The sequence below is a fragment of the Arcobacter iocasae genome, from assembly GCF_042214795.1.
GTDB classification, from domain to species: domain Bacteria; phylum Campylobacterota; class Campylobacteria; order Campylobacterales; family Arcobacteraceae; genus Arcobacter; species Arcobacter iocasae.
On sequence record NZ_CP090177.1, the window covers coordinates 959,667 to 984,354 of the forward strand.

Here is a 24,688-nt window from a genome sequence, read left to right on the forward strand (position 1 = left end):
ATCGCTATTTCTTTACAAGTTTTATACTTTCCCTTGACATTAGTTAGATATCTAATTATAATTTCAATATAAATAGTTAGATATCTAATTATAAAAAAAGATAAGGATAAGAGATGAAAAAGAATTTAGGAATATTGCTTTTGATTATTTTAGCTTTCACTGCTTGCGTAAATAATACAAATTTACAAAAAGAAAATAATAAAGTTACAAAAAAAGAAAAAGTTGTAGAGTTATTAAACTCAATTGAAACAGGAGATACAAAGCCAGTATCATATATCAATCAAAATAAATATATTCAACATAACTTGGCTGTAAAAGATGGCTTAAAAGGTTTTGGAGAACTATTAAGTAAACTTCCAAAAGGAAATGCTAAAGTTGATGTAATAAGAGTATTTCAAGATGGAGATTATGTATTTACACATACAAAATATAATTTCTTTGGAGAAAAAGTTGGTTTTGATGTATTTAGATTTGAAAATGGAAAGATTGTTGAACATTGGGATAATTTACAAGCTATTTCAAAAACAACAGCAAGTGGTAGATCTCAAATTGATGGTGCTACAAAAGTAGAAGATATAGAAAAAACTACTCAAAATAAACTATTAGTTAAAAACTTTGTAAATGATATTTTGATTGGAAAAAATCCAAATAAAATCACAGAATACATCTCTACAAAAAAATATTTACAACACAATCCTAATGTAAAAGATGGACTTAGTGGTTTAGGTGAAGCCTTAAGTGCCCTATCAAAAGCTGGAATGCCAATGACATATGAAAAAAATCACATGATATTAGCAGAAGGAAATTTTGTATTAGCAATAAGTGAAGGAATATTTATGAATAAATCATCTAGTTTTTATGATTTATTTAGAATAGAAGATGGGAAAATTGTAGAGCATTGGGACACAATTGAAGAGATTTTAGATAAATCTAAATGGCAAAATTCTAATGGAAAATTCTAATAAAATATTAAATGTAGCAATCTTTGCTACATTTAAACCCTTGACAATAATTAGTCATCTAACTATAATCAAAAAATGAAAAAAGAATTAATTGCTCTTGCAAGTAAAATAACAGATTTATCAAATAGATTAATTATCTCCCAGCTAGAAAAGAACCATATAAATGGCATTGTTCCATCACATGGAAGTATTTTTATTTTATTATATGAAAATGAACAAGTTACGATGAAAGACATATCAAACTTTGTTCATAAAACAAAACCAACTGTTACAATACTGGTGGATAAGTTAGTAAAAATGGGTTATATAGAAAAAGAAAAGTCAAAAATAGATTCTAGAGTTACCTTTGTAAAATTAACACAAAAAGGTAAAGATCTAAAACCAGTATTTGAAGAAATATCAAATAATGTTAATAGCATTATTTATAAAAACTTAACTCCAAATGAAGCAATTCAAACAGAAAAAACTTTACAACAAGTAATAAAGAATCTAAACTCTGAAGATATTATTTAATATTTACCAAATATTTTATAAGTTTTATCTTCAAATAACACAAAAACAGTTTTAGGACTTTTATCATTTTCATAAGCAGGAAGTGATAAACCTATGGCATTTTTGGGTTTTGTTTTAAAAAAATCTTTTATGGCACGAGCTGGAACATTTCCCTCAAATACATAATCATCTATAATAGAAGTATTACAAGATTGTATCTCTTTTGGAATACCTATTTCTTTTTTTAAATTCTTTACATTCATTAAAGAGACTACATTTACCTCTTTTACTTCTTTTGTCATCTCTTCAATCCAATCTTGAGGACAAGAACCTGTTACTGGTTTATATATTTGCATCATAGAGCTTTGTGCACATAAAAAGCTTGCAAATATTGAGATAAAAACTAACTTTTTCATATCTTTCCTTCTAAAATTTTAGGATATAAATCTAAAATTATATTTTTCTTTTCATCTATTCTTTTAATATCTGATTCTTGATTATTATCATTTTCATAATCTAAAATCTTCGTAGCATAATTAGAGCTTAAAAATATTATTCTATTTGATAAGTGTACAGCTTCACTTAAATCATGGGTTACAAGAATAACTGTAGGATTAAACTTTTTACAAAAGGCTAAAAAATCTTTTTTTAAGGCCATTGAAGTTGGATAATCTAGTGAAATAAAAGGTTCATCTAAAACTATTATTTTAGGTTTATTTATAAAAGCTCTTATAAGAGCAACCCTTCTTTTCATACCACCTGAAAGTCTATTTGGATACTCATTTAAAATATGATTTAAACCAATTAAACAAAGCATTTCTTCTATCTCATCCATATCTTTTGTTTTTGAAACAAGAAGCAAATTATCTTTTATACTAAGCCAAGGTAATAATCTAGCATCTTGAAACATAAAAGAGAGTTTTGAAAAGTCCCCTAATAACTCTCCTTGATAATCCATATCTAAGCTGGATACAATATTTAATAATGTGGTTTTCCCACAACCAGAAGGTCCAATAACAGAAATAAATTCACCCTCTTTAATGGAAATATTTATATTTTTTAATATGATATTATCATTAAATTTCTTTTCTTTAATATTTATATTTAGCATCTTATTTCCAAACTTTTAATCTGTTATCTATTGGTTTTAGTATCTTATCTTCTATTAGTAAAATTACGCAAATAAAAGCAAAAGAGTAAGCTAAAATAGAAGAAATATCAAAGTATTGATAAAACATACTTATTTGAAAACCAATCCCATCACTTCTACCAAGAAGTTCCACCACTAAAACAATTTTCCAAATAAGTGAAAGGGATAACCTAGTCGTCGCTAAAAGATAAGGATATAATTGAGGAAGATAGATATTAAAAAAAATCTCTTTTCTTGATAGTTTATAAATCTTTGCAAAATCCATATACTTCTTATCAAAAGCCTTTGTTCCTTCTCTAATGTTCACAATTATAATTGGAACTTTATTTATAACAACTGCTAAAATAGCTGAGAAATCAGTAAGCCCAAACCAAATATAACAAATAATAATAGTAACTAGTGCTGGAATATTTAAGCCTAAGATTAAGAAAAAATCAAAAAAATCATCAACTCTTTTATAAAATCCCATAAGCAACCCAAAAATCACTCCTATAAACATAGTAATAAAAAAGGCTACAAATACTCTATATAAAGTTATAAACAAATTCCAGAAAAGATCTTTATTTTCAATATGTTCTTGCAAACTCATTACAATATCAATTATGCTTGGAAACAAGTCTGAATTAATAAGCAAGGAAAGAGCTTGCCAAAGAATCAAAAATAACATAAAAGAGAAGATTTTAGTTTGATTTTTCAGCATTATTTTAACCAAAATATAGTTTCATCAAATGGTACATCTTTACTTATATAACTTGCCCCAGCTTCCCTTGATAAAATCTTATAAACTTTTTTTAACTCACTTATATCATCTTTTGTAAACTCTGTTATTATTCCTTTTATATACTCTTGTTTTAAAGACTCAAATATTTTATTATCTTTTGTTTTTACTAGTTTTTTTATCTTATCCCATTGTTTATCATCACTTGCTAATAACTCTTTTGATTGTAAACTTGCATTAAAAAAAGAGTTTATTAAATCTTTGTTTTTAGAAGCAAAATCTTTGTTAAATACCCAGCCTACGAAACTTATATCACTATTTATACCTAAGCTTTTTAAGATATCACTTATTTCTATCAAAGGAGTAAATTTTTCTTTTGGAAGTTTTGCATTGAAGTGCCAAAAGTTAATTGCTGCATTTAAAGAGTTATCCATCATTTTTTTATATAAAATTGGAGGTGAAGCAAATACTGGTTTAACTATCTCTTCAAATTTTTCACCATTTTCTTTTTTGTAATAAGCTCTAAAAAGAAGCCAAGTTTTATCGTAGATTCCACCTGAAATACCTAGTTCTTTATTTTTTAAATCACTTAAGGTATTTATTGCACTTTGATTATTTACCATTAAAGTTCCCAAAGCTTTTGAATATGGATAAAAAAGAAAATTTTTACCTTTACTTTTTTGTTTATTTACCCAAATCCAATCATTTACTATCAAGTCAACTTTATTTGCTTGTAAAGAGATTAGTTGGGCATTTTTTGATGCTAATTTTACTATTTCTAAATCAAAGCCATTTTTTTTGTCAAGACCATTTTGTTTTAAAATTTCCAAGCCCCAGTTTACAGTTCCATATGCTAAGACTCCGACTCTAAGTTTTTGTTGGGCATTTAGATTTATTAAAAAAAAGATGAAAACTAAGAATATTTTATATTTCATGATTGAGCCTTAAATTACTGATTTGTAAAATTGTATACAAAATTTATAGCTTGAATTTAGCGTAGTTAAAAAAAAAATCAATCGCTATAATCAGGCTATAAAATATTTGTATAGTTTCGTTATCAGAAAATTTACAAAGGAAGATAGATGAACAAAATACAAAAATTAGGTCTTACTGTTTTGCTTTCAACAGTATTCGCATATGGACATGGAGATGTTGTACCTCAACCTGTAGATACAAAAGGATTAAAGCCACTAGGTAAAGAGTGGTTAGAAACGAATCCATATGTAGGCAATAAGAAAGCCATAGAGATTGGTAAACATGGATATGAAGAAAACTGTGCTAGATGTCATGGATTAGAAGTTGTTTCAGGTGGTATTGCTCCTGACTTAAGATACTTAGGTACAGGTATGGATGGAGATGAATGGTTTATGGAAAGAATAAGAGGTGGAGCAGTTAGAAATGGAAATGTTTATATGCCACCATTTGAAGGAGTTCTAAGCCAAGAAGCTATGTGGGCAATTAGAAGTTTCATAGTAAGTAAACATATAGAAGAGTAAGAAATGAGTATTCTTAAATCAACACTCATCATTTTACTATTAGCACTTTCTCTTCATGCAAGAAGCATTGAAGATATAAAAAAAAGTGGAGAAATAATTATTGCAGTTTATAAGGATTTTCCACCATACTCTTTTAAACAAAAAGGTGTAGCAAAAGGAATTGATGTTGACCTTGGTAAAAAAGTCGCTAAAGCCCTTGGAGTAAAACCAGTTTGGTATTTTACAGGTTTTGATGAGGATTTAGCCGCTGATTTAAGAAATACTATTTCAAGGGGAAATAAGGTACATAAAAACAGAGCTGATGTTATGTTTAGAATACCTTATGATTATGCATATATGAGATTAACTGATAAACAAACAGGTGAACTTCAAAATGACATGGTCACAATAAAAGGCCCTTATCAATCAGAAAAATGGGTAATAGCAACTCACAAAGAAATAATTCCTAAAATAACTACTTTGGGAATATTTGCTTATCAAACAGTAGGTGTGGAAGTTGATATGCTTCCAGATCTCCACTTAAGTGGATTTGCTAGAGGTTTAATAAGAAAAAATGTTAAACACTATAGAAATTTTGATGATGCAATTAAAGATTTTAAATTAGGTAAAATTGACGCAATTGCAGGATTAAAAACACAACTTGAATACATGTTAAAATATAAAGACAATAAAGATAAATATTATATGTCCGATAGTATTCCAATGATGAAATCAAAATGGGATTTAGCAACAGCTGTACGAAGTAACTATAGAGCACTAAGCTACTTTATTGATGGTGTGATAGAAAAAGCTTATAAAAATGGTGAAATTAAAGATATTTTTAACAAATATGGAGTTGAATATATGCCTCCAATTGCTAAAACACAATAGGAGTTTATGATGAAAAATATATTTTTTGCTCTTCTTTTATTTATATATTCTCAAAATCTTTTTGCTAATAATCCTATTAGTTCCCCCACTTTTAGTGATATTATAAAAGATACTATTAAGGGTGAAAAATATATTTTTGATGATAAAAATATAATAGTAGATGTTCCAAAATTTGCAGATAATCCAATACAAGTTCCTATTTTCATAGATGCTAAAAAAATAAAAAATGCAAAAAGAATGATTGTTTTTGCTGATTTAAACCCAATTCCAATAATTGTAGATATGAAATTAACAGATTTACTTCCAATAATTTCCTTAAATATTAAAGTTGCTCAAGAGACTCCATTAAGAGCATTAGTTCAAGATGATAAAGGTATTTGGCATATAGGAAGTGCAGATATAAAAAGTTTTGGAGGGGGATGTTCTGTTGCAAGTGTATCTTCTAGTGATACAAATTTTGATAAATATTTAGGAAAAGCAAAAGGTGAAATTTTTGAAAAAGATGATATCACTAGAATAAAAACTTCAATTTTTCATCCAATGGAAACTGGCTTAGTATTTGGTAATAGTGCCTTTTATATAAATAAAATATCTATTTTTTCTAAAGATAAAAAACTCTCTGATATCACTTCTTCTTCTGCAATAAGTGAAAACCCTAGATTTATTTTTGAAACAAAAAATAAAAGTGAAGATTATAAAGTTAGCTTTTATGATACTGATGGGAATGAATTTTCAGTGGATATAAAATGAAATCATTATTAATATTTTTAAGCCTTTTTACTTTTTGTTTTTCTTTTGATTTTAAATTAAAACCTATAAAATTAGCTAATAATAGCTACTATTTTTATGGAAAAGAGGAGTATTTTTCTGTTGATAATGGGGGTGATATTTCAAATACTGCTTTTATTATCACAAAAAATAGTATTATTTTAATTGATACTGGTAGTTCATATGAGTATGGGGAACAATTAAAAGAGAAAATAAAACAAATCACAAACAAGCCCATAAAATATGTCATCAATACCCATCACCATCCTGACCATTTTTTAGGTGATAATGCCTTTAAAAATAGTGAAATCTTCTCAACAGAGTTTACTAAAAAAGAAATAGAGCAAAATGGAGATTTGTATATAGCAAATCTAAATAATTTGGTGCAAGGTGCTATGAATGGTACTAAAATAAAAGTTCCAAATGAAATACTAAAATCAAATGAGTTAAATCTAGATGGATATAAATTAAAACTTTTTTATTTAGATGGTCATACAAAAAGTGATTTAGTAATTTATGATGAGAATACTAAAATTCTTTATGCAGCAGATTTAGTTTTCAATAAAAGAACCCTTGCAACTCCACATGCGAATATTCCAGATTGGATAAAATCATTAGAAAAATTAAAAAAAATAAATTACAAAATCTTAGTTCCAGGGCATGGAAGAATTGATAAAACTAAAAATGCCATAGATGAAGATATCGCTTATTTAAACTATTTGGATAATACATTAAAAAATAGCGCAAGAAATGGTTTAGACATCTTTGAAATTCTTGCTAGACCAATTCCTAAAGAGTTTAAAAATTTTACAATGTTTAAAGAAGAGTTTGAAAGAAGTATTATAAATCTTTACCCTAAATATGAAAAAAGAAGAATGGAAAATTATCAAAAATAGCTATTATCACTATTTTTGATTTTTTATAAACTCTAAAAGAAGTCTAACCCCTGCTCCACTTGCTCCATAAGGATTATATCCCCATACTTTTTCTCTATAAGCAGCTCCTGCAATATCAAAATGTAGCCACTTATTTTTATTCTCATCTTTTATAAAATTATCTAAAAATAGTGATGCTGTAATTGCTCCACCGGCTTTTGAACCAACAGAATTTACAATATCAGCAACCTCACTTTTTATCATTGGTGGTAAATATCTATTATATGGCAAAAACCCAACTAATTCCCCTGATTTCTCTGCTGCTTTATCAATTTTAGTTTTTAGCTTTTTATTATGTCCCATTACACCCGTTGTATATTCCCCTAAAGCGATGATACAAGCTCCTGTTAGTGTTGCCAAATCAAATATATAGTCTATATCTTTAATCTCGTCTTGGGCATAACATAAACAATCAGCAAGTACCAATCGACCTTCAGCATCTGTATTTCTCACTTCTATAGTTTTACCATTACGAGCCACTAATACATCATCTGGTTTATAAGCATCTCCACCAATCATATTTTCAACAGCCCCTAAGATTCCATGAACTTCATATTCACAAGAAATAGCATTTAGAGAATTCATTACTCCTAAGACTGCACTTGCTCCACTTTTATCACATTTCATAGAGACCATGCCTTCACTTGATTTTAAACTCAATCCTCCACAATCGTATGTTAAGCCTTTTCCCACAAGAACAATTTTGCCCTTTGGATTTTTGGGTTTATATGTTAAATGTATAAGTTGACTTTCATGTCTTGAAGCACGACCTACTGCTAACATAGCATTCATCCCATGCTTTTCTAAATACTCTTCACCTTGAATTTTACACTCTAAGCCATTTGCAAAAGATATTTCTTTTGCCTTTTCGGCCATTGTTATTGGAGTAAAATCTTCAGGTGTAGTATTAACAATATTTCGAACCAAGTTTACACTTTCACAAATTGCTACTGTTTCATTTAACTCATTTTGTAAATCAGTTTTTTTGTGTTTTGAATCTTTGTTATCAATAAAAACATTTAACTCTTTTTCTTCTTTTTTTGATTTGTACTTATTAAAAGAATATGATCCTAGAACTAAACCTTCAACGATGTCTTTTAGATTTAATCCCTTATCTTTATTTACAAGTGAGATTTTTATATTTGTATATTTAGTTTTTAAAATAGCTTTTATGGCATTTGAAAAAGCGATTTTTAGATCTTCACCTTTTAGTTTTTTCGTACCAACATATAGTTTTTTTCCATGAAATAGAACTTCACCTTCATTTGCATTAAAACCACTTTGTTTTAATAACTCTTTTTCTTCTTTTTTGCACTCTTTTAAACTTTTTAAAACAACAATCTCTATATCAAATTCTTCTATTTCTTTTAATTTTATTTTCATATTTTAGTTCCTCTTCCTAGTATTTCAGAAGCTTCTGAAATGATTAAAAATGCTTCTGGATCATGCTTTGAAATAATATCTCTTAATAATTGTATCTTATTTGTTTCAACAGCTACAAAGATTATATTCTTATCTTGCCCTTTATGTAAACCAACTCCTGTAATCACAGCTCCATGCTCTTCAATTCTTTCTCTTATGTGTACAGTTAAATCTTCAACCTTATTTGAGATTATATGAACAACTTTTTTTGAAGGTCTTCCTGTTAATACCATGTCAACAATTTTTGAAGTAATATAAACTCCAATAAGACTATAAAATGATTTCTTAATATCTCCATACACAAATATTGAACTAATCAAAATCACTGCATCTTGAGCTAATAATATTTCAGATACTTTGAATTTCGTTTTCGAAGCTACTAATTCTCCTGAAATAGAAGTACTACCTGTTGAAGATTTACCTTTCATAATAAATCCAACACCCAATCCTACAAATATACCTCCAAATACAGCTCCTAAAAGAATATCATTTACCAAAGGTTTTAACTCTAAAACTTCTTTAAAAAAATCTGTAAAGAAGGAAAGTAATAACATTGTAATAAGTGTCTTAAAGGTATATTTTTTACCATAATAAATATATCCTACAAGTATAAATGGAGCACTAACTAATATAATATATGTACCTAAAGTAAGACTAGGAAACACATAATGAATAAGCAAAGCAATACCTATTCCTCCACCTGTTATTATCTCATTTGGAGATAATAAAGTTACAGCACCAAAAGACAAAGACATAGTTCCTAATAAAACATATAAATAGTTTAACAAATCTTTTTTCTTCATATCTTCCCTAGTATAATTTTTTGCGATTATACCAATTTTATATTAAGTACTATTTATACATATGTAATAGGTAAATAATAATCTAAAATAAATTTTTCATCATCTTCTAAAAAATGATTCTTTTCATATATTGAATAAGAAGGTGCTGTTTTAGTCTCATATCCACTATTTAATAACCAAGTATGATAAAGCCATCGCATAAATTTTAAAGTATCTCCAGAAAAACCTTCTAGGTGGAATTTTGCGTATATTCCATCTGGAATTAAAAATGTTGGAAGAGAAGACTCTTCTATTTCAATATCATCTTCTAAGACAATACAAGCTATGTATTGACACTTATCAAGAGGTGTAATTACTGGATTATCGTGATGAATACCTATTTGTTTATAATTTTTTATATTTTTAGTAAAAGTCCAAGTATAAAGTTTTTGCCAAATATTTTTTATACTATTATCATAACCTTCATGTCTTATATAATAAGCTCTTAATTTGGGCATTTTTACAATTTTCGCTTCAATATTAAATTCAGGAATATTTAAATCCAAAGAATCAATTGAATCTTTTAAAATCTCTTTAGAGTACTCTTTATAACCATCATTTTTCCACTTCTTAGGAGTACAATTAAATCTTTGTTTAAATGCTCTTATAAAAGAGGTTTGGGAGCTATATCCACACATAGCAGCTATTTGTGTTATAGTTGAGTACCTATTTGTTATAAGTAAAGTAGAGGCTTTTTGTAATCTTATAGATTTAATTGCTTCATAAATATTTTTTCCAAACTCTTCTTTAAAGATACGATGCATATGAAATTTACTAATATTTAAATCCATACTTAGTGTATCAATATTTATATCTGTATCAATGTATTGATAAATATAATACATGATGTAATTTGTAATTTTTGCTCTTTTTTCCAAAGTCTCTTTTTTCATAAAATATTATATTACATTTTTAGCAAGAATAGATAGTTTTTATAGCAAAAAGTGTAAAGAATAAAAAATTTAATTCATATATCATTTCACTAAAAAAGAGGATTAAATGAAACGCTCATTTATAAGAGAGATACTTGAAGCAATAGATGAAGAGACAATATCTTTTGCAGGTGGTTTACCAAATAGCTTATTATTTCCAGTTGATGATTTAAAATTATCTGCAAACAACATCTTAAAAAAAAGAGATGTATGGCAATATAGTTTAAGTAATGGAATTAAAAGTCTAAGAAAAAAAATTGCAAAACAATATTGTAATGAAGGCTTTGAAACCTCAGCAGAAAATATACTTATTACTACAGGAAGCCAACAAGCTTTATACATCTTAGCAAGATATTTCCAAAATAAATCTATAGTTTTGGAAGATCCTTCTTATTTAGGTGCAATTAATACTTTTAAATTAAATGATTTAAAAATGAAAACTGCTCCACTAGAAAGCGATGGAATAGAGTTAAAAGCTTTTGAAAAAGCTTATGAAAAGTCAAAATTAAGCTATTTGATTCCAGATTTTCAAAACCCATCAACTAGAACTTATTCTAAATACAAAAGAGAAGAAGTAGCAAAAATAGTTGAAAAGAATAATGGATTACTAATAGAAGATAGCCCTTATACTGAACTATATTTTGATGAAAAAAACAAAAGTATAAGCTCACTTATTCCAAATAATAGTTTTCACTTAGGTTCTTTTTCAAAAACACTTTGTCCTTCACTTCGAATTGGTTGGATAAGAGCAAATAAAAAACTAATAGATGAACTTTTAGTAATAAAAGAGAGTATTGATTTACATAGTTGTGGTTTATCTCAACATCTTTTAAATGAGTATTTAAAAAATGACAAAAAATATCAAAACCACTTAAATATTTTAAGAAAATATTACAAAGAAAAATCAGAATACTTTTGTAAACAATTAGATAAATACCTTCCAGAGTTTATTTATGAAAAACCAAAAGGTGGAATGTTTGTATATGGTGAGTTTAAAGATGTTGATAGTTTTGAGCTTTTAAATAAATGCATGAAGAAGAAAGTTGTATTTGTACCAGGGTGTGAATTTTATGTAAAAAATAAAAATAAAAATGAGATTAGATTTAATTTTACAAACTCTAGTTTAGAAGATATTACAAAAGGCATTAAAATAATAGCAGAAGCTCTTAAGTCTTAATATTTTTATTTGACTTAACATAAAGATATTTTTGATAAAATCATCATTTAAATAAACCTAAATGGGGTAAAGTGTAATGAATATTGTTGTTAATGGTGAAGAAAAAAAATTCCAAGAAGGAATCTCTTTACAAGAAATTATAACTTCTCTAAAAATAGAAGATAAGGTTATGGCGGCGGCTGTAAATATGGAAATAGTGAAAAAAGATGAATGGACAAAATATAAACCTCTAAATGGTGATAAATTAGAACTATTACAATTTGTTGGTGGTGGTTGATAGACAATGTCTACTCTAAACAAAGGTAAATATGCAGAAACAAAAGCTTGTGAGTACTTAAGCTCACAAGGATTTAAAATAGTTGAGCAAAACTTTTTTGCAAAAAAAATAGGTGAAATTGATATTATTGCTTCAAAAGATGAAACTTATCATTTTGTGGAAGTGAAATCTGGTCTTGAATATGAAGCAGCTGTAAATAATATAACTAAATCAAAGCTATCAAAAATAAAAAAAAGTGCTGATTATTATTTACAAACCAAAAAACTAAATGTTGCATTTTGTATAGATGCAATTATTGTTGTAAATGAAGAACTAGAGTTTTTAGAAAATATAACTCTATAGGTCTTCATCCTTATTTCTAGCTCTTTGCTCTTTTAGTTTTCTATAAATTAGTTTTCCTATTTTTCCTATATTTTCAAAAAACTTAGTTGTATAAGTTGCATGGGTATTATTAATCTCTTCCCCTAAATTCACATCTAGTGCTTCTGATTTTTTCATAGCTAAAAGTTGAGAAGGGAAAACACTTCTATGTCCTGTCATTAAAAAGGCGATTATAATTGATAAAGCTGCATAGTGGGCAACATTCATACCAAAAAGTTCAACTGCCATAATCATAGCTGCAATTGGAGCACTAGTAGCACCTGCAAGAACACTTACAAACCCTAACGCAGCAAATAATGGAATATATCCATCAACTAGCCAACCAAAGAAGTTTCCACTAGTAGCCCCGATATAAAACACAGGAGTAATAACTCCTCCACTTCCACCAAAACCTAAAGTAAGTGCAGTAAAGACAGTTTTAAAGATAAAGGCATACCAAGGCACATTTTCGTGAAGCTCAAAGCTAGAAGATAATGAGCTTTTAATAGTCTCAAATCCCAATCCTAAATATTCAGTTCCAAAAATCATTGTAAGAATTACAATTACAACTCCACCTAAAAAAGCTTTTAACATATAATTTATTTTTAGACTACTTGCAAACTTTTCAACCACAGACATAGTAGTAATAATAAAATCTGCAACTAATCCAAAAAATATCCCACCAATTAAGATTTTAGCTATTAGAGCATAATTAAAATCAAAAACCGTATAAAAAGCAATATCAAAATATGTATAACTAATACCAAATAACATTTTTGCCACAAAAAAAGCAGAAAATCCAGCAACAATTGATGGAAGTAAAATATCATACATCAAAGCACCGACAATTAGTATCTCAACACCAAATATAGCACCTGCTAATGGAGTTCCAAATACAGAAGCAAACCCAGCACTAATACCACAAATAACCATTTTCTTTTTATCTCGTCTTGAGAACTTAAATAAATTTGCTATAAAAGAAGCAGCAGCAGCACCTATTTGTGCTCCTGGTCCCTCTTTACCAACTGAACCACCTGCAAAGATAGTTAATACTGTTGCAAATAATTTTATTGGTATTACTTTGATATCCATTTCACCAGATTTTTTATGTACAGCTTCAATAACTTTTTCTGTTCCATGTCCTTGGGCACTTGGTGCAAACTTTTTTATTAAAAATACTGTAATAACAAGAGCAAAAGGTAAGGTGTAATAATAATTAAAAGGAAGTAAGTCTCTCGAGTTTTCACAATATTCTAGAAGCTTTAAAAATAAAGATACGATTGCACCAACTAGTGCACCAATTAAAGAAGAAATTAATATCCATTTTGTGATACTTGCGAACATTACTGTTTGTTCAGCAAGGTGTTTATTTAAGTTTTTATTTGTCATGATAGCTACTTTAAAAAAGTGTTTTATTAGTAAGCGATTATATCAGAAAAAAAATAATATTTAGTTTGAATAAACCCTAAAAATCAAAGATTTTTAAGATTTTTTATTATCCAAATATTCTACAATAGTTTTAAACTCATCAATGCCTTTTGGTTCTATTTTTAAAATATCTGCCATTGATTTTACACCCATTGATAATAAATATTGTAAATTAGTATCAAAAGTAGCTTCTTCGATTACTAATATTTTATCTTTGTGAACTTCAAACATAAATCCACCATTTGGAATTGGAGTCATTGAAAGAGTAACTGTATAATGATCTTTAATAATACTTTCACTAGTAGAGTACATCAAACCTATATTATAATCTTCTTTAGAAAATCCTCTTATTAATACAACTAATACTTTCTTTTCACCAGACTTTGAAGTATTAAATATATTTATAAGTTCTTTAACTGTCTCATATCCAGGTACTTTAGAGTATATCTTTTGAACAAAGTCTCCAAGTCTTGTTTCTACAAAAATCCCAACAACATATGCAATAAATAAAAGTAAACAAACACCAACAATCGTCCAAATAAAAGGAAAATGCTCGGGATTTACTCCAAGGGTTTGAAATAAATATCCTGTTATTGAATCTATTTTCCCATATATCCATTTAATAATAATTGTAATAGCAACAATTGGTGCTAACCAAAAAAGACCTTTTAATATTATTTCAAAAATGTGACTTTTACCATGACTTAAAAAAATTTTAAACTTATTTAACATATTCATCCTTTAAAAAATTATATCATTATTTGGATATTTTATATACAAATAATTTTTTTATTGTTTCGTTTTTTTGATAATATATCATATGGAATCAATACTATTTATTTTATTTATATCATTATCAATTTCAACTGTTTTAAATATCATATTTAAAAAACTATCTGTATCCCATATTTTGGGATATATCATAACTGGTACACTAATAAGTACTTTGTTTAACTTTAATGGTGAAGAAGATCTTGATGCTCTAAATTTAATTGCTGAATTTGGTATAGTATTTTTGATGTTTTCTATAGGATTAGAAATGCCTATAGAAAAACTAAAAAGAATGAAAAATGCTTTAATCTTTGATGGTCTTTCGCAAGTATTCATTAGTGCAGTTATTATATTTGTTATTTCTAAATATGTATTTTCAATTGATACAAATTCATCTTTAATAATCTCACTTGCCTTTTCACTATCTTCAACTGCCATTGTTTTGACTTATTTAAAGCAATCAAAAGATATATATACACCATATGGACAAAGAGCAACTGCAATTTTGATATTTCAAGATTTAGCAGTAATTCCAATACTATTACTAATTAGCTTTTTATCAAATGATACATTAAGTTTGCAAGAAGTACTTTTGAAAACAGTAGTTTCAGCTGTTGGTATTATAGCTTTTATGTTTATAATTGGGAAAAGACTTATTTCATTGCTTTTAAGACTTTCTACTCAAACAAAACTTGAAGAGTTATTTTTAGCTTCTGTTTTATCAATAGTAATTGGAACTTCTATTTTAGCTCATAGTTTAGGATTTACATATTCCCTTGGAGCTTTTATTGCTGGTATGATTATTGCGGATAGTTCTTTTCATGTAAAAGTTGAATCAGATATTTCATCATATAAAGATTTACTTTTAGGTACATTTTTCTTCTCAGTTGGGACGAAAATAGATGTTGTTTTTTTACTTTCAAATATTCATTATGTATTACTAATCTTTGTAGCTGTTATGGCTATAAAAGCAGCTGTAATTTATTTTATTATTAAGTTTAAAGAAAATAAAAGTGACTCGGTAAAATCAGCAATTGCCCTTTGTCAAGTGGGAGAATTCTCTTTTGCAGTTTTTGCACTAGCTGCAACTAATAATATTTTATCAGAAGAATTGAGTAAATTTTTGATTTTAGTTACTGTATTATCTATGATAATTACTCCTTTTATCATAAATAATATCTATAAATTAGCTTCTTATTTTGTAGTTGAGTTTTATGAGTCAGATAAAATTACACCAATTGATCAAAAAAACCATACTATAGTTTGTGGATACTCTATGCTTGGAAGAATGATTGCAAATACTTTAGAAGAAAGAAAAGTACCTTTTGTAATTATTTCAGATGACTTACGACATGTTTTACTTGCCAGAAAAAGAGGTTTTAAAGCATACTTTGGACACTTAGATAAACTTCCAGTTTTAGAGTCACTTAAAGCTGATGAAACCTCAAGTATCATCATAACACTTGACAATATAAATAAAATAGGCCTTATTTGTACTGCTATATTGTCATTCTATAAAGATGCAAATTTGGTTGTAAAAGTTGATAGTATAGAAGAGAAAAAAATGTTAAAAGAGTTAAATATCAAAAAATTTGTATATGCGTATCAAGAGGTTGCTGAGCTACTTGTAAAAGAGAGTTTGGAAGTTCAATAAACAATCTTTGTATTTGATTATTTTGGTGAACATCAAATATAAAGATTGTAAAGTTAAGACTTGTATATAAAAAATTAATATTGAATACTAACTTATAAAAATAGCAAAAACATAGCTAAAAGGCTTAAATCGTATTTAATGAATAATTAACTATAATCTCTAACTAAATTTAGGGAGATTCTTTTGTACGAAAAAGAACTTAATGCTATAAAAAAATCTAACTTATATAGACAAAGAAAAATATTTGATGAAAATCTAATAGATTTAGCCTCAAATGACTACTTAGGTCTTTCAAGTAATGAAACACTTTTCAAAAATGCCTATGAAAATGTATTAAAACAAAAATACAAATCCCCAAAAGCTTCAATCTTAGTAAATGGATATAGTCCAATTCACAAAAAATTTGAAGATGATTTAAAAAAAGCAAATAAATTTGAAGAAGCTTTAGTAGTGGGAAGTGGTTTTTTAGCAAATGTCTCTATGATAGAAGCATTAGTTCGAAAAGGTGATACACTTTTTATAGATGAAGAGTATCATGCAAGTGGAATACTAGCAAGTAAACTATTAAAAAAAGAGCAAGTTATTCTTTTTTCACATAATGATTACCAAGATTTAGAAAATAAAATTAAAAATAGAGAAACAAAAGGTAGATTTATTATTGCTATTGAGGGTGTTTACTCAATGAGTGGAAACATTGCCCATAAAGAATTTTTTGATATTGCTTCAAAATATGATTCTTTACTAATAGTTGATGAAGCTCATAGTTCGGGAGTTATTGGAGATAATCTTTTAGGAATATTTGATTATTACAATATCAAACCACAGAAAAATCACATAAAAATGGGAACTCTTGGAAAAGCCTATGGAAGCTATGGAGCATACATTTTATCTTCAAAGAATATAATTGATTTTTTGATAAATAGAGCAAAAGCTGTTATTTATACAACCGCTCCATCACTATTTGATATAGCCTTAGCTAATGAATCTTTGAAATATATATTAACAAATACAAATGAAATAAAAACAAAAATTAAAGACAGACAAGAAGTTATAAAAGATGAATTAGGAATTGAAGCTAAGTCTTTGATTATAGCTTATGAAATTGGTGAAAACAAAAAAGTTTTAGAAATACAAAAAGAAATTTTAGCAAACGGCTACATAGTGGGTGCAATTAGGCAACCAACAGTAAAAAGTGCTATTATTAGACTTATTTCTAAAATAGATGTTTCTATAAATGATTTACAAAAAGTTTGTAAACTAATTAAAAAATAATTGGAAGGAAATTATGAATACTATTAAAAGATTAATAAAGGGAAATGAAAAATTCAAAAAAGAGTATTTCCCTTACTTTGAAAAAGACTTAAAAGAGAGTGTTCAATTAGGACAAAGACCAGAAGTTCTTTTTATTGGATGTTCAGATAGTAGAGTTACTCCTGAATTGATGTTAGATACTCAGCCAGGTGATATGTTTATTTTAAGAAATGTTGGTAATTTTGTGCCCCCTTATAAGCAAGATGAAGATTTCCATGGAAGTGCTGCTGCTATTGAGTTTGCAGTTTCTGTTCTAAATGTAAAGAATATTATTATTTGTGGACATTCACACTGTGGAGCATGTAAAGCTTTATATGATGACATTTCTGATGATCCTAAAATGGTACATGTAAAAGTTTGGCTTAAACTTGGTGAAGAAGCTAAACAAAGAACTCTAAAAAGCCAAAAGTTTACAACACTAGAAGAGAAATATAGAGCAACAGAGAGAAACTCTATTAGAAACCAACTTGAAAATCTATTGACTTATCCAGAAGTAAAAAAAAGATTTGATAATGGTGAAGTTTTAATTCATGGCTGGTATTATGATATAGAAACAGGTAATATCGACTTTTATGATAAAAATGAAGATAATTTTAAACCATTAAAGGAATTTATAATATGAGTGAAACAGAAGTTAGAAAGATACCTAAAAGAAGTATAATTATTATAGTAGTTTTAATTATTTTAGCTATAGTTGGATATTTATTAATAACACTATCAAGGGACGCTAAAATAACAGAAGTTTTAAATTCACTTGGTTATAAAAGTATAAGCAAAGTGACAGTATATAGTGTTTCACAAGTAGAAGATGAAAAGACTAGAATACGAAGTAAATTATTTAAAGTTGGTTTTAATAATGATGAGACAAAACAAGAGTGTTATGGTTTTATAAATGAACATAATGGGAAATTTAAAAAAGAAATAGAGTGTAAATAAAATGAGTATTATAGAGAAGTTAGAAAGAAATGAGAGATTAAATTATGAAGAGGCATTAGAACTTTATGATTTGGATTTATTTGTTTTAGGTAAATATGCAAATAAATTAAGAGAAGAAAAACATGGTAAAAAAAGTTATTTTAATATAAATAGACATATAAACCCAACAAATATCTGTAAAGATGTATGCCAATTCTGTGCGTATAGTGCAAGTAGAAAAAATCCAAAACCTTATACTTTAAAGCATGAAGAGATTATGGAAGTTGTTAAAAACTCTTCATTAAATGGTATAAAAGAAGTGCATATAGTTTCAGCCCATAATCCAGAAACTGGTTTAGAGTGGTACTTGGAAATTTTTAAAAAAATAAAAACTGCTTATCCTCATATACATGTAAAAGCTTTAACCGCAGCAGAAATTCACTTTTTAAGTGAAGAGTATAATAAAAGCTATGAAGAAATAATTGATTTGATGGTTGAATATGGTGTTGATTCAATGCCAGGTGGTGGAGCTGAAATCTTTGATGAAAAAGTGAGAAAAAGAATTTGTGGTGGAAAAGTTACTTCACAACAATGGCTAGACATTCATGAACTTTGGCACAAAAGAGGTAAAAAAAGCAATGCAACTATGCTTTTTGGACACATAGAAACAAGAGAACACAGAATCGACCATATGTTAAGATTAAGAGACTTGCAAGATAAAAGCGGTGGATTTAATGCCTTTATTCCACTTGTTTACCAAAAAGAAAATAACTTCTTAAAAGTAAAAGATTTCCTAACTGGGCAAGAGATATTAAAAACTATGGCAATTTCAAGAATTTTACTTGATAATATTCCTCATATAAAAGCGTATTGGGTAACTTCTACTGTTAAACTAGCTCTTGTAGCTCAAGAGTTTGGAGCAAATGATTTAGATGGAACAATAGAAAAAGAATCAATTCAAAGTGCAGCAGGAGCAGCAAGTGCAAATGGTCTACCTATTGGTTCATTTGTTGATTTGATTAAAAATTCTGGATTTATTCCAGTTGAAAGAGACTCAATTTATAATGAATTAAAAGTTTGGTAAACTATTTATTCTGATTAAATTGAAGTCCAAAATCGACTTCAATACTTGAGTCTTGATTTTTCAAGAATATTATAGGGTAAGATACATTTATTGAGTATAACTCTTTATTTAAATTACTCAATAAATTAAAAAACTCTATAGGTGAATTTATTACCATATTCACCCTGTAGTTATATGTTGAAATATTTAAATTAAATGTCGAATCATATACTAATACTGCACTTTTTGGTAATATGATTTTCAACTGATCACTTACTCTTTTTACAGGCATAAATCCGTCATTTATATATTTTGGAAGTGCAGCATTATATATCTTACTTATATCAATTTCAACAGGATCGCTATTGTATATACTTACATCAAGAGCAATATTTTTTGAATCTTTTACTTGTATATTTGAGTACTTATAAAATTTTAAAAGTTTAGGCTGGATATCTTTAATATAAGAATCAGGAGTTAACATTTTACCAGTAATTGTTGAATTATCACTTTTTATTTCTAAAGTATCTACCACCATATCATAAGGAATAGCATTTAACAAAACAACAATATCATCTCTTATTTGATTATTTGCATTTATGTGATTTGGTAAAGGATATTTTTTTTCAACAACTATTTTTTTAGGCTCTTCTTTTTTTGCCATTTTTATTTGTTGAACAATATTTATAACTTTATCTTTATAATAAATTCCAGCCCCAGTTATTGCTAATAAAAATACTAGTAACAAGATAATCCACTTAGTTGATGATTTTCCTTTTTTAACTCTTGGTTTCACATAACTTTGTAATAGTCTATTAGGACCTCGTGAAAGCTCATAAATAGAATCTTTTAGTGAAATATAGTGATAATGAGTACTTATCATTATATCGTCTTCTAATTGCTGAATTTGCTCATCACTTAATTGTTTAATTGTGTACAAAATATCTATTTTATCTACAAAACACTCACTTTTATTTGTGTAAAACTCTTTAAGTGTTTTAGAAATAAAATTCTGTAATTCTAAAAAATAGACTTCATCATAAAGTTTTTGACCCAATACTTCTGATTCATAAAATCTAGAACTTTTTATATCCTTGAACTCAGGAACTTTTTGGATTTTGTTAAAAACAATCTTGTTTAACTCATTTACAATTACAATATAAATATAATCACTAACAGTCAATACAACCAGTGTATTAGAAGTTGGATTTTGTTCTAAATGAAGATTTAAAACCTGAAAAGGAGAAAATACATAATCTAATCCAGTAAACTCAAAATAGTGTTCTACTTCAAAAAGTTTCTCTTTTTTTACAACCACATCAAAACTATTATTTAACTGAACTTTTGAGTATTCTAATAGTTTTTTATTGGTTTTATTGATGATCTTTTCATCTTGGCATAAACATAAAGTTGAAATAAAAGTTTTAGGAATTGATTCTTGCCATTGATTTATTTTTTGTGCAATATCTCGTGAAAGCATCTCATCATGAATTATAAAAGTTGATTCTTCTGTTTTATCTAAATCTTCATTTTTAAGTTTTTTAAAGTCAATTTTTAATTGTGTATCATATTTTAAAATACTTATATATTGAGAATTTTTTGCAAACATAAAAACCTCTTTTATTTCATTGCATTAACTAAAAGTTTATTTTGTATAAACTCTTTAGCTTGGGGCATATCTAAATTCGATACACTAAACGGCTCACTCACATAAAAATCTATCACACCAAATGGTTTTGGAATAATAAACTTATCCCAAGAATTAAATTGCCAATATTTACTTGGCTTACAGTTGAATGCTAAAATTTTAGCATCTGTTTTCTTATGAATTGCTACTATTCCATCAGCAACAGAAAATCTAGGACCTTTTGGGCCATCAGGAGTGATTGCGATATCATCTCCACCTTTTAACTCTTTAATTGCACCAATTAAAGCTTTTGTCCCACCTCTAGTACTTGACCCTCTAATAGAATAAATTCCTAGATACTCAACAGTTTTAGTAATTGCTTCTCCATCTTTGTGGTCACTTATCATAGCACTTACTTTACCTTTGGGTTTGAGTTTCTGATAATTAAATGGTTGCATTAAAAGTTCCCCATGCCAAAAAGATACAATATAAATATCATCTTTTAACTCTTTTGGATGGTGAAAATTTTTTTTATTTGTTAGATATACAAATCTAACAAATAATTGCAAAAAAAATGGCACAATTCGTGTTACAAAAAAAAGCTTCATTCGCTTATTACTTCACCTTTTAATGCCGTTCTGCTTGCATCATTTATTTTTACTTTTACAAATTTTCCAAGAAGTTCATCACTTCCTTTTATGAAAACTTGACACCAATTATCTGTAAATCCACAAACTTCACCATCTGATTTTAGATTTTCAACTAAAATTTCAACAGTTTTTCCAACATATGAATTCATATGTTCAACTAAATGTTCTTTATGTAAATCAATAACTTTTATTAATCTAGCACCTGCAATTTCATCATCTACTTCTTGGTCTTTTAAAGCTAAGGCTGCTGTATTTGGACGAGGAGAATATTTGAAATTAAATATTTGATCAAATTTAACCTTTTCTATTACATCCATAGTATCATTAAAGTCTTCTTGTGTTTCCCCTGGAAAACCAACAATAATATCAGTTGTAATTCTAACACCAGGTACTAGTCTTCTGATTTTTTCTGCTCTATTTAAGAACCACTCTTTTGTGTATCCTCTTTTCATAGCTTTTAAAATAGAAGTGGAACCACTTTGTAGTGGCATATGAATACACTTACTAATTTTTGGATTGCTAGAAAACTCTGCAATAAACTCATCATCCATATGTAAAGGATGGGGAGATGTAAACCTTATTCTTCTAAGCCCCTCTATTTTAGATACCTCTTGTAAAAGTTTAGTAAAAGTTGTTTTTGCTCTTTTATCTGAAAATCTTCTTCCATAAGAGTTAACATTTTGCCCTAAAAGCATAACTTCTACTGCACCTTTATCCACATCTTTTTGGATTTGTTGAACAATCATTTCAGGAGGAATAGATATCTCATCTCCTCTTGTTGCTGGAACAATACAGTATGTACACTCTTTATCGCACCCAATTGAGATGTTTACAGAAGTTTTGTACATAGAAGTTTCACTTCTTGCAAACTCATAAGTACTATCATCATTTTCAATTGAGATTTCAACAGCACCTTTTACATCAATAATATCTTTTATTTTTGAAATATTTCTAGCACCCACAACAAAATCAACATATGGGGCTCTTTTAATAATATCTTTTCCTAAATGTGATGCCGTACAACCACAAACACCAATTTTAGCTCCATCTTTTTTCTTAGCATTAAACTGCCCTATTTCTGAAAAAAGTTTTTGAACTGGCTTTTCTCTTACTGAACAAGTGTTGATAATAATAAGATCTGCATCTTCCATATTATCAGTTGTTTTATAATCTTTATACTTTTCTAGTTCAGCAATTATATGTTGACTGTCAGTATCATTCATCTGACAACCAAGCGTTTGTATAAATAATTTTTTAGATTCTTCTCTACTCATTATAATTTCACTTTAAAATTAAAGTGCATGTACCTCATACATATACTCATCCTCAGCTAAACCGTATTTTACTTCTCTAAAATACACATTGAAACCTTCACCTTCTAGGCTATCTACTAATGACATCATGTCTTTATGTGAATTATCTTTATCAAAATAAAATATTTTTTGTCCAAGTTCTTTTAACTCTTCAACTATCTTATCAATTTTTACTTTTTTTGGTTTTTCATTCAATTCGTTTCTTGCGAACAATAATTCCATCTCTATAAGCCTTTTATGTTTAAATTTAACTATATATTTTATCTTAAAGTTACTTTTATTTTTATAAAAGAAGTTTTAGATATAATATTGTTCTACATTCACATTGAAAATCACAAAAATCATAGTTCAATGTTAAAAAAAAGGTTATAAATGGATAAGATAATTGATATACTAGATTCTATTGCTTATGAAAAAGGAATTAAATCTGAGCATGTTGAAACTGCGTTGAAAGAAGCATTAATTAAAACTGGTGAAAAAATGGTTGACCATACTTTAATTTTTGATGCAGAGATTGATAGAAAAAATAAAAGACTAAAACTTTTTCAAAAAATTGAAGTTGTAAAAGATGATGATAAAAGACTTCAAGGTGAAGAAGTTGATCAATATGACAACATTATAAACCCTGAAAATTTTATTCCTTTAAGTGAAGCAAAAGAAATTGATGCAGATTTAGATATTGGAGACTTTTTAGATTATGATTTAGAGTTTGAAAATATGGGAAGAAATGCAGCAACAATTCTTCATAATAATTTTGAATATAGACTTCAAAGATATATAGAAGAAAATCTTGTATCAAAATATAAATCTAAAATCGGAAAAATCATAAATGGTTCAGTAGCAAGAGTTGATAGAGCTGAAAATACTTTTGTTGAAATCGGTGAAGTAAAAGGTATGCTTACTAGAAAAAGTAGAATAAAAGGTGAAACTTTTAAAGTTGGAGATAACTTAAAAGCAGTAGTAAAAGCTGTTACTATTGATAAAACAAATGGTTTAATCATTGAGTTATCAAGAACAAGTCCCAAATTCCTTGAAGCTCTTTTAGCACTAGAAGTTCCTGAACTAAAAGATGAGAGAATTACAATAGAAGCAAGTGCTAGAATCCCAGGTAGTAGAGCTAAAATAGCACTTTCTACTATGGACCCACAAATAGATCCTATTGGTTCTGTTGTTGGTGTTAAGGGTGTTAGAATAACATCAGTTAGCCAACAATTACATGGGGAAAATATTGATTGTGTTGAGTATTCAACTATTCCTGAAATGTTTGTTGCACGTGCTTTAAGTCCAGCTATTATTAAAAGTGTACAAATTATGAAATCTGAAAAATATGATGAAAAAGATAAGGCAATTGTTACAATTTCAAGTGACCAAAAATCAAAAGCAATCGGTAAATCAGGATTAAATATTAGACTAGCTTCAATGCTTACAAAATGTGAGATTGAACTTGTGGAAGTTGGAGATAATGCACAAAGCACTGAAGGTTCAACAGAAATTCCAAATGATGAAAGAAGAAAAGATACTTCAGAATTAGAGGCTTTATTTAAATAATGGAAAA

General features: G+C 27.6%; 28 protein-coding genes. 15 read left to right on the plus strand and 13 right to left on the minus strand.

The window, feature by feature from the left end; all coding sequences use genetic code 11:
- Positions 1-113 precede the first annotated feature (113 nt).
- Both LXN10_RS04850 and LXN10_RS04855 read left to right on the plus strand, forming a co-directional pair.
- On the plus strand, positions 114-962 hold the full coding sequence (locus tag LXN10_RS04850) for a nuclear transport factor 2 family protein (protein WP_375724766.1): 849 nt from the start codon (positions 114-116) through the stop codon (positions 960-962).
- A 75-nt stretch (positions 963-1,037) separates the two neighbouring features.
- Positions 1,038-1,475: a MarR family winged helix-turn-helix transcriptional regulator gene (locus LXN10_RS04855; protein WP_375724767.1), complete on the plus strand. Its 438-nt coding sequence runs from the start codon at positions 1,038-1,040 to the stop codon at positions 1,473-1,475.
- On the opposite strand, the gene LXN10_RS04860 is transcribed toward LXN10_RS04855, so the two are convergent.
- The 4 genes from LXN10_RS04860 to LXN10_RS04875 all read right to left on the minus strand — a co-directional run bounded on the left by LXN10_RS04860 (position 1,472) and on the right by LXN10_RS04875 (position 4,257).
- Positions 1,472-1,870 carry a DUF411 domain-containing protein gene (locus tag LXN10_RS04860; protein WP_375724768.1) on the minus strand — a complete coding sequence of 133 codons (399 nt, stop codon included), beginning with the start codon at positions 1,868-1,870 and terminating at the stop codon, positions 1,472-1,474. The two genes, LXN10_RS04855 and LXN10_RS04860, sit on opposite strands and share 4 nt — an antisense overlap.
- Positions 1,867-2,565 carry an ABC transporter ATP-binding protein gene (locus LXN10_RS04865; protein ID WP_375724769.1) on the minus strand — a complete coding sequence of 233 codons (699 nt, stop codon included), beginning with the start codon at positions 2,563-2,565 and terminating at the stop codon, positions 1,867-1,869. The genes LXN10_RS04860 and LXN10_RS04865 overlap by 4 nt, the downstream gene beginning before the upstream one ends.
- Position 2,566: 1 nt before the next feature.
- The gene (locus tag LXN10_RS04870) at positions 2,567-3,193 is read right to left on the minus strand and encodes an ABC transporter permease (RefSeq protein ID WP_375724770.1); all 627 of its coding nucleotides are present in this window, start codon (positions 3,191-3,193) and stop codon (positions 2,567-2,569) included.
- A gap of 110 nt (positions 3,194-3,303) precedes the next feature.
- Positions 3,304-4,257 carry an ABC transporter substrate-binding protein gene (locus tag LXN10_RS04875; RefSeq protein WP_375724771.1) on the minus strand — a complete coding sequence of 318 codons (954 nt, stop codon included), beginning with the start codon at positions 4,255-4,257 and terminating at the stop codon, positions 3,304-3,306.
- A gap of 147 nt (positions 4,258-4,404) precedes the next feature.
- On the opposite strand from LXN10_RS04875, the gene pedF reads away from it, so the two are divergent.
- The 4 genes from pedF to LXN10_RS04895 are packed head-to-tail and all read left to right on the plus strand — an operon-like array spanning position 4,405 to position 7,352.
- On the plus strand, positions 4,405-4,818 hold the full coding sequence (gene pedF, locus LXN10_RS04880) for a cytochrome c-550 PedF (protein WP_375724772.1): 414 nt from the start codon (positions 4,405-4,407) through the stop codon (positions 4,816-4,818).
- Positions 4,819-4,821: 3 nt separating this feature from the next.
- Complete coding sequence (locus tag LXN10_RS04885; RefSeq protein ID WP_375724773.1) at positions 4,822-5,688, plus strand: substrate-binding periplasmic protein; 867 nt, start codon at positions 4,822-4,824, stop codon at positions 5,686-5,688.
- A 9-nt stretch (positions 5,689-5,697) separates the two neighbouring features.
- Positions 5,698-6,438, plus strand: coding sequence for a quinoprotein dehydrogenase-associated SoxYZ-like carrier (locus LXN10_RS04890; protein ID WP_375724774.1), 741 nt, complete (start codon positions 5,698-5,700; stop codon positions 6,436-6,438).
- Positions 6,435-7,352, plus strand: a complete 918-nt coding sequence (locus tag LXN10_RS04895) for a quinoprotein relay system zinc metallohydrolase 1 (RefSeq protein ID WP_375724775.1) — start codon at positions 6,435-6,437, stop codon at positions 7,350-7,352. The genes LXN10_RS04890 and LXN10_RS04895 overlap by 4 nt, the downstream gene beginning before the upstream one ends.
- A 9-nt stretch (positions 7,353-7,361) precedes the next feature.
- Here the strand turns inward: LXN10_RS04895 and LXN10_RS04900 are convergent, their stop codons facing one another.
- Genes LXN10_RS04900 through LXN10_RS04910 form a run of 3 tightly spaced genes read right to left on the minus strand, consistent with a single transcriptional unit; the run spans position 7,362 to position 10,548 of the window.
- The gene (locus tag LXN10_RS04900; protein ID WP_375724776.1) at positions 7,362-8,774 is read right to left on the minus strand and encodes a leucyl aminopeptidase; all 1,413 of its coding nucleotides are present in this window, start codon (positions 8,772-8,774) and stop codon (positions 7,362-7,364) included.
- Entirely contained in the window at positions 8,771-9,616 is an 846-nt protein-coding gene (locus LXN10_RS04905) for a YitT family protein (RefSeq protein ID WP_375724777.1), read from the minus strand. Before LXN10_RS04905 ends, LXN10_RS04900 begins: the two co-directional genes overlap by 4 nt.
- 53 nt (positions 9,617-9,669) lie before the next feature.
- Entirely contained in the window at positions 9,670-10,548 is an 879-nt protein-coding gene (locus LXN10_RS04910; RefSeq protein WP_375724778.1) for an AraC family transcriptional regulator, read from the minus strand.
- A 106-nt stretch (positions 10,549-10,654) separates the two neighbouring features.
- On the opposite strand from LXN10_RS04910, the gene LXN10_RS04915 reads away from it, so the two are divergent.
- The 3 genes from LXN10_RS04915 (at position 10,655) to LXN10_RS04925 (ending at position 12,383) form a co-directional block, all read left to right on the plus strand.
- Positions 10,655-11,764 (plus strand): PLP-dependent aminotransferase family protein, encoded by a 1,110-nt coding sequence (locus LXN10_RS04915; protein WP_375724779.1) that lies wholly within the window; start codon positions 10,655-10,657, stop codon positions 11,762-11,764.
- Between the two features lie 76 nt (positions 11,765-11,840).
- Complete coding sequence (gene thiS, locus LXN10_RS04920) at positions 11,841-12,041, plus strand: sulfur carrier protein ThiS (protein ID WP_375724780.1); 201 nt, start codon at positions 11,841-11,843, stop codon at positions 12,039-12,041.
- A gap of 6 nt (positions 12,042-12,047) precedes the next feature.
- Entirely contained in the window at positions 12,048-12,383 is a 336-nt protein-coding gene (locus LXN10_RS04925; protein ID WP_375724781.1) for a YraN family protein, read from the plus strand.
- Here the strand turns inward: LXN10_RS04925 and LXN10_RS04930 are convergent.
- A complete protein-coding gene (locus LXN10_RS04930; RefSeq protein WP_375724782.1) occupies positions 12,378-13,790 on the minus strand; it encodes a chloride channel protein in 1,413 nt (470 codons plus the stop codon). The two genes, LXN10_RS04925 and LXN10_RS04930, sit on opposite strands and share 6 nt — an antisense overlap.
- Positions 13,791-13,883: 93 nt before the next feature.
- Positions 13,884-14,561: a DUF502 domain-containing protein gene (locus LXN10_RS04935; RefSeq protein WP_375724783.1), complete on the minus strand. Its 678-nt coding sequence runs from the start codon at positions 14,559-14,561 to the stop codon at positions 13,884-13,886.
- An 88-nt stretch (positions 14,562-14,649) separates the two neighbouring features.
- On the opposite strand from LXN10_RS04935, the gene LXN10_RS04940 reads away from it, so the two are divergent.
- The 5 genes from LXN10_RS04940 to mqnE all read left to right on the plus strand — a co-directional run bounded on the left by LXN10_RS04940 (position 14,650) and on the right by mqnE (position 19,564).
- The gene (locus LXN10_RS04940; protein WP_375724784.1) at positions 14,650-16,254 is read left to right on the plus strand and encodes a cation:proton antiporter domain-containing protein; all 1,605 of its coding nucleotides are present in this window, start codon (positions 14,650-14,652) and stop codon (positions 16,252-16,254) included.
- 183 nt (positions 16,255-16,437) lie between these two features.
- Entirely contained in the window at positions 16,438-17,526 is a 1,089-nt protein-coding gene (locus LXN10_RS04945) for an aminotransferase class I/II-fold pyridoxal phosphate-dependent enzyme (RefSeq protein ID WP_375724785.1), read from the plus strand.
- A gap of 13 nt (positions 17,527-17,539) precedes the next feature.
- A complete protein-coding gene (locus LXN10_RS04950; RefSeq protein ID WP_375724786.1) occupies positions 17,540-18,187 on the plus strand; it encodes a carbonic anhydrase in 648 nt (215 codons plus the stop codon).
- Positions 18,184-18,501, plus strand: coding sequence for a hypothetical protein (locus tag LXN10_RS04955; protein ID WP_375724787.1), 318 nt, complete (start codon positions 18,184-18,186; stop codon positions 18,499-18,501). The genes LXN10_RS04950 and LXN10_RS04955 overlap by 4 nt, the downstream gene beginning before the upstream one ends.
- Before the next feature lies 1 nt (position 18,502).
- Positions 18,503-19,564, plus strand: a complete 1,062-nt coding sequence (mqnE, locus tag LXN10_RS04960) for an aminofutalosine synthase MqnE (protein ID WP_375724788.1) — start codon at positions 18,503-18,505, stop codon at positions 19,562-19,564.
- Between the two features lies 1 nt (position 19,565).
- Here the strand turns inward: mqnE and LXN10_RS04965 are convergent, their stop codons facing one another.
- The 4 genes from LXN10_RS04965 to LXN10_RS04980 are packed head-to-tail and all read right to left on the minus strand — an operon-like array spanning position 19,566 to position 23,355.
- Positions 19,566-21,152, minus strand: a complete 1,587-nt coding sequence (locus tag LXN10_RS04965) for a hypothetical protein (RefSeq protein ID WP_375724789.1) — start codon at positions 21,150-21,152, stop codon at positions 19,566-19,568.
- A gap of 11 nt (positions 21,153-21,163) precedes the next feature.
- The gene (locus tag LXN10_RS04970) at positions 21,164-21,739 is read right to left on the minus strand and encodes a lysophospholipid acyltransferase family protein (RefSeq protein ID WP_375724790.1); all 576 of its coding nucleotides are present in this window, start codon (positions 21,737-21,739) and stop codon (positions 21,164-21,166) included.
- 35 nt (positions 21,740-21,774) lie between these two features.
- On the minus strand, positions 21,775-23,094 hold the full coding sequence (miaB, locus tag LXN10_RS04975) for a tRNA (N6-isopentenyl adenosine(37)-C2)-methylthiotransferase MiaB (RefSeq protein WP_375724791.1): 1,320 nt from the start codon (positions 23,092-23,094) through the stop codon (positions 21,775-21,777).
- A gap of 18 nt (positions 23,095-23,112) precedes the next feature.
- Positions 23,113-23,355, minus strand: coding sequence for an HP0268 family nuclease (locus LXN10_RS04980; protein WP_375724792.1), 243 nt, complete (start codon positions 23,353-23,355; stop codon positions 23,113-23,115).
- A gap of 150 nt (positions 23,356-23,505) precedes the next feature.
- On the opposite strand from LXN10_RS04980, the gene nusA reads away from it, so the two are divergent.
- Positions 23,506-24,681, plus strand: coding sequence for a transcription termination factor NusA (gene nusA / locus LXN10_RS04985; RefSeq protein ID WP_375724793.1), 1,176 nt, complete (start codon positions 23,506-23,508; stop codon positions 24,679-24,681).
- Positions 24,682-24,688 lie beyond the last annotated feature (7 nt).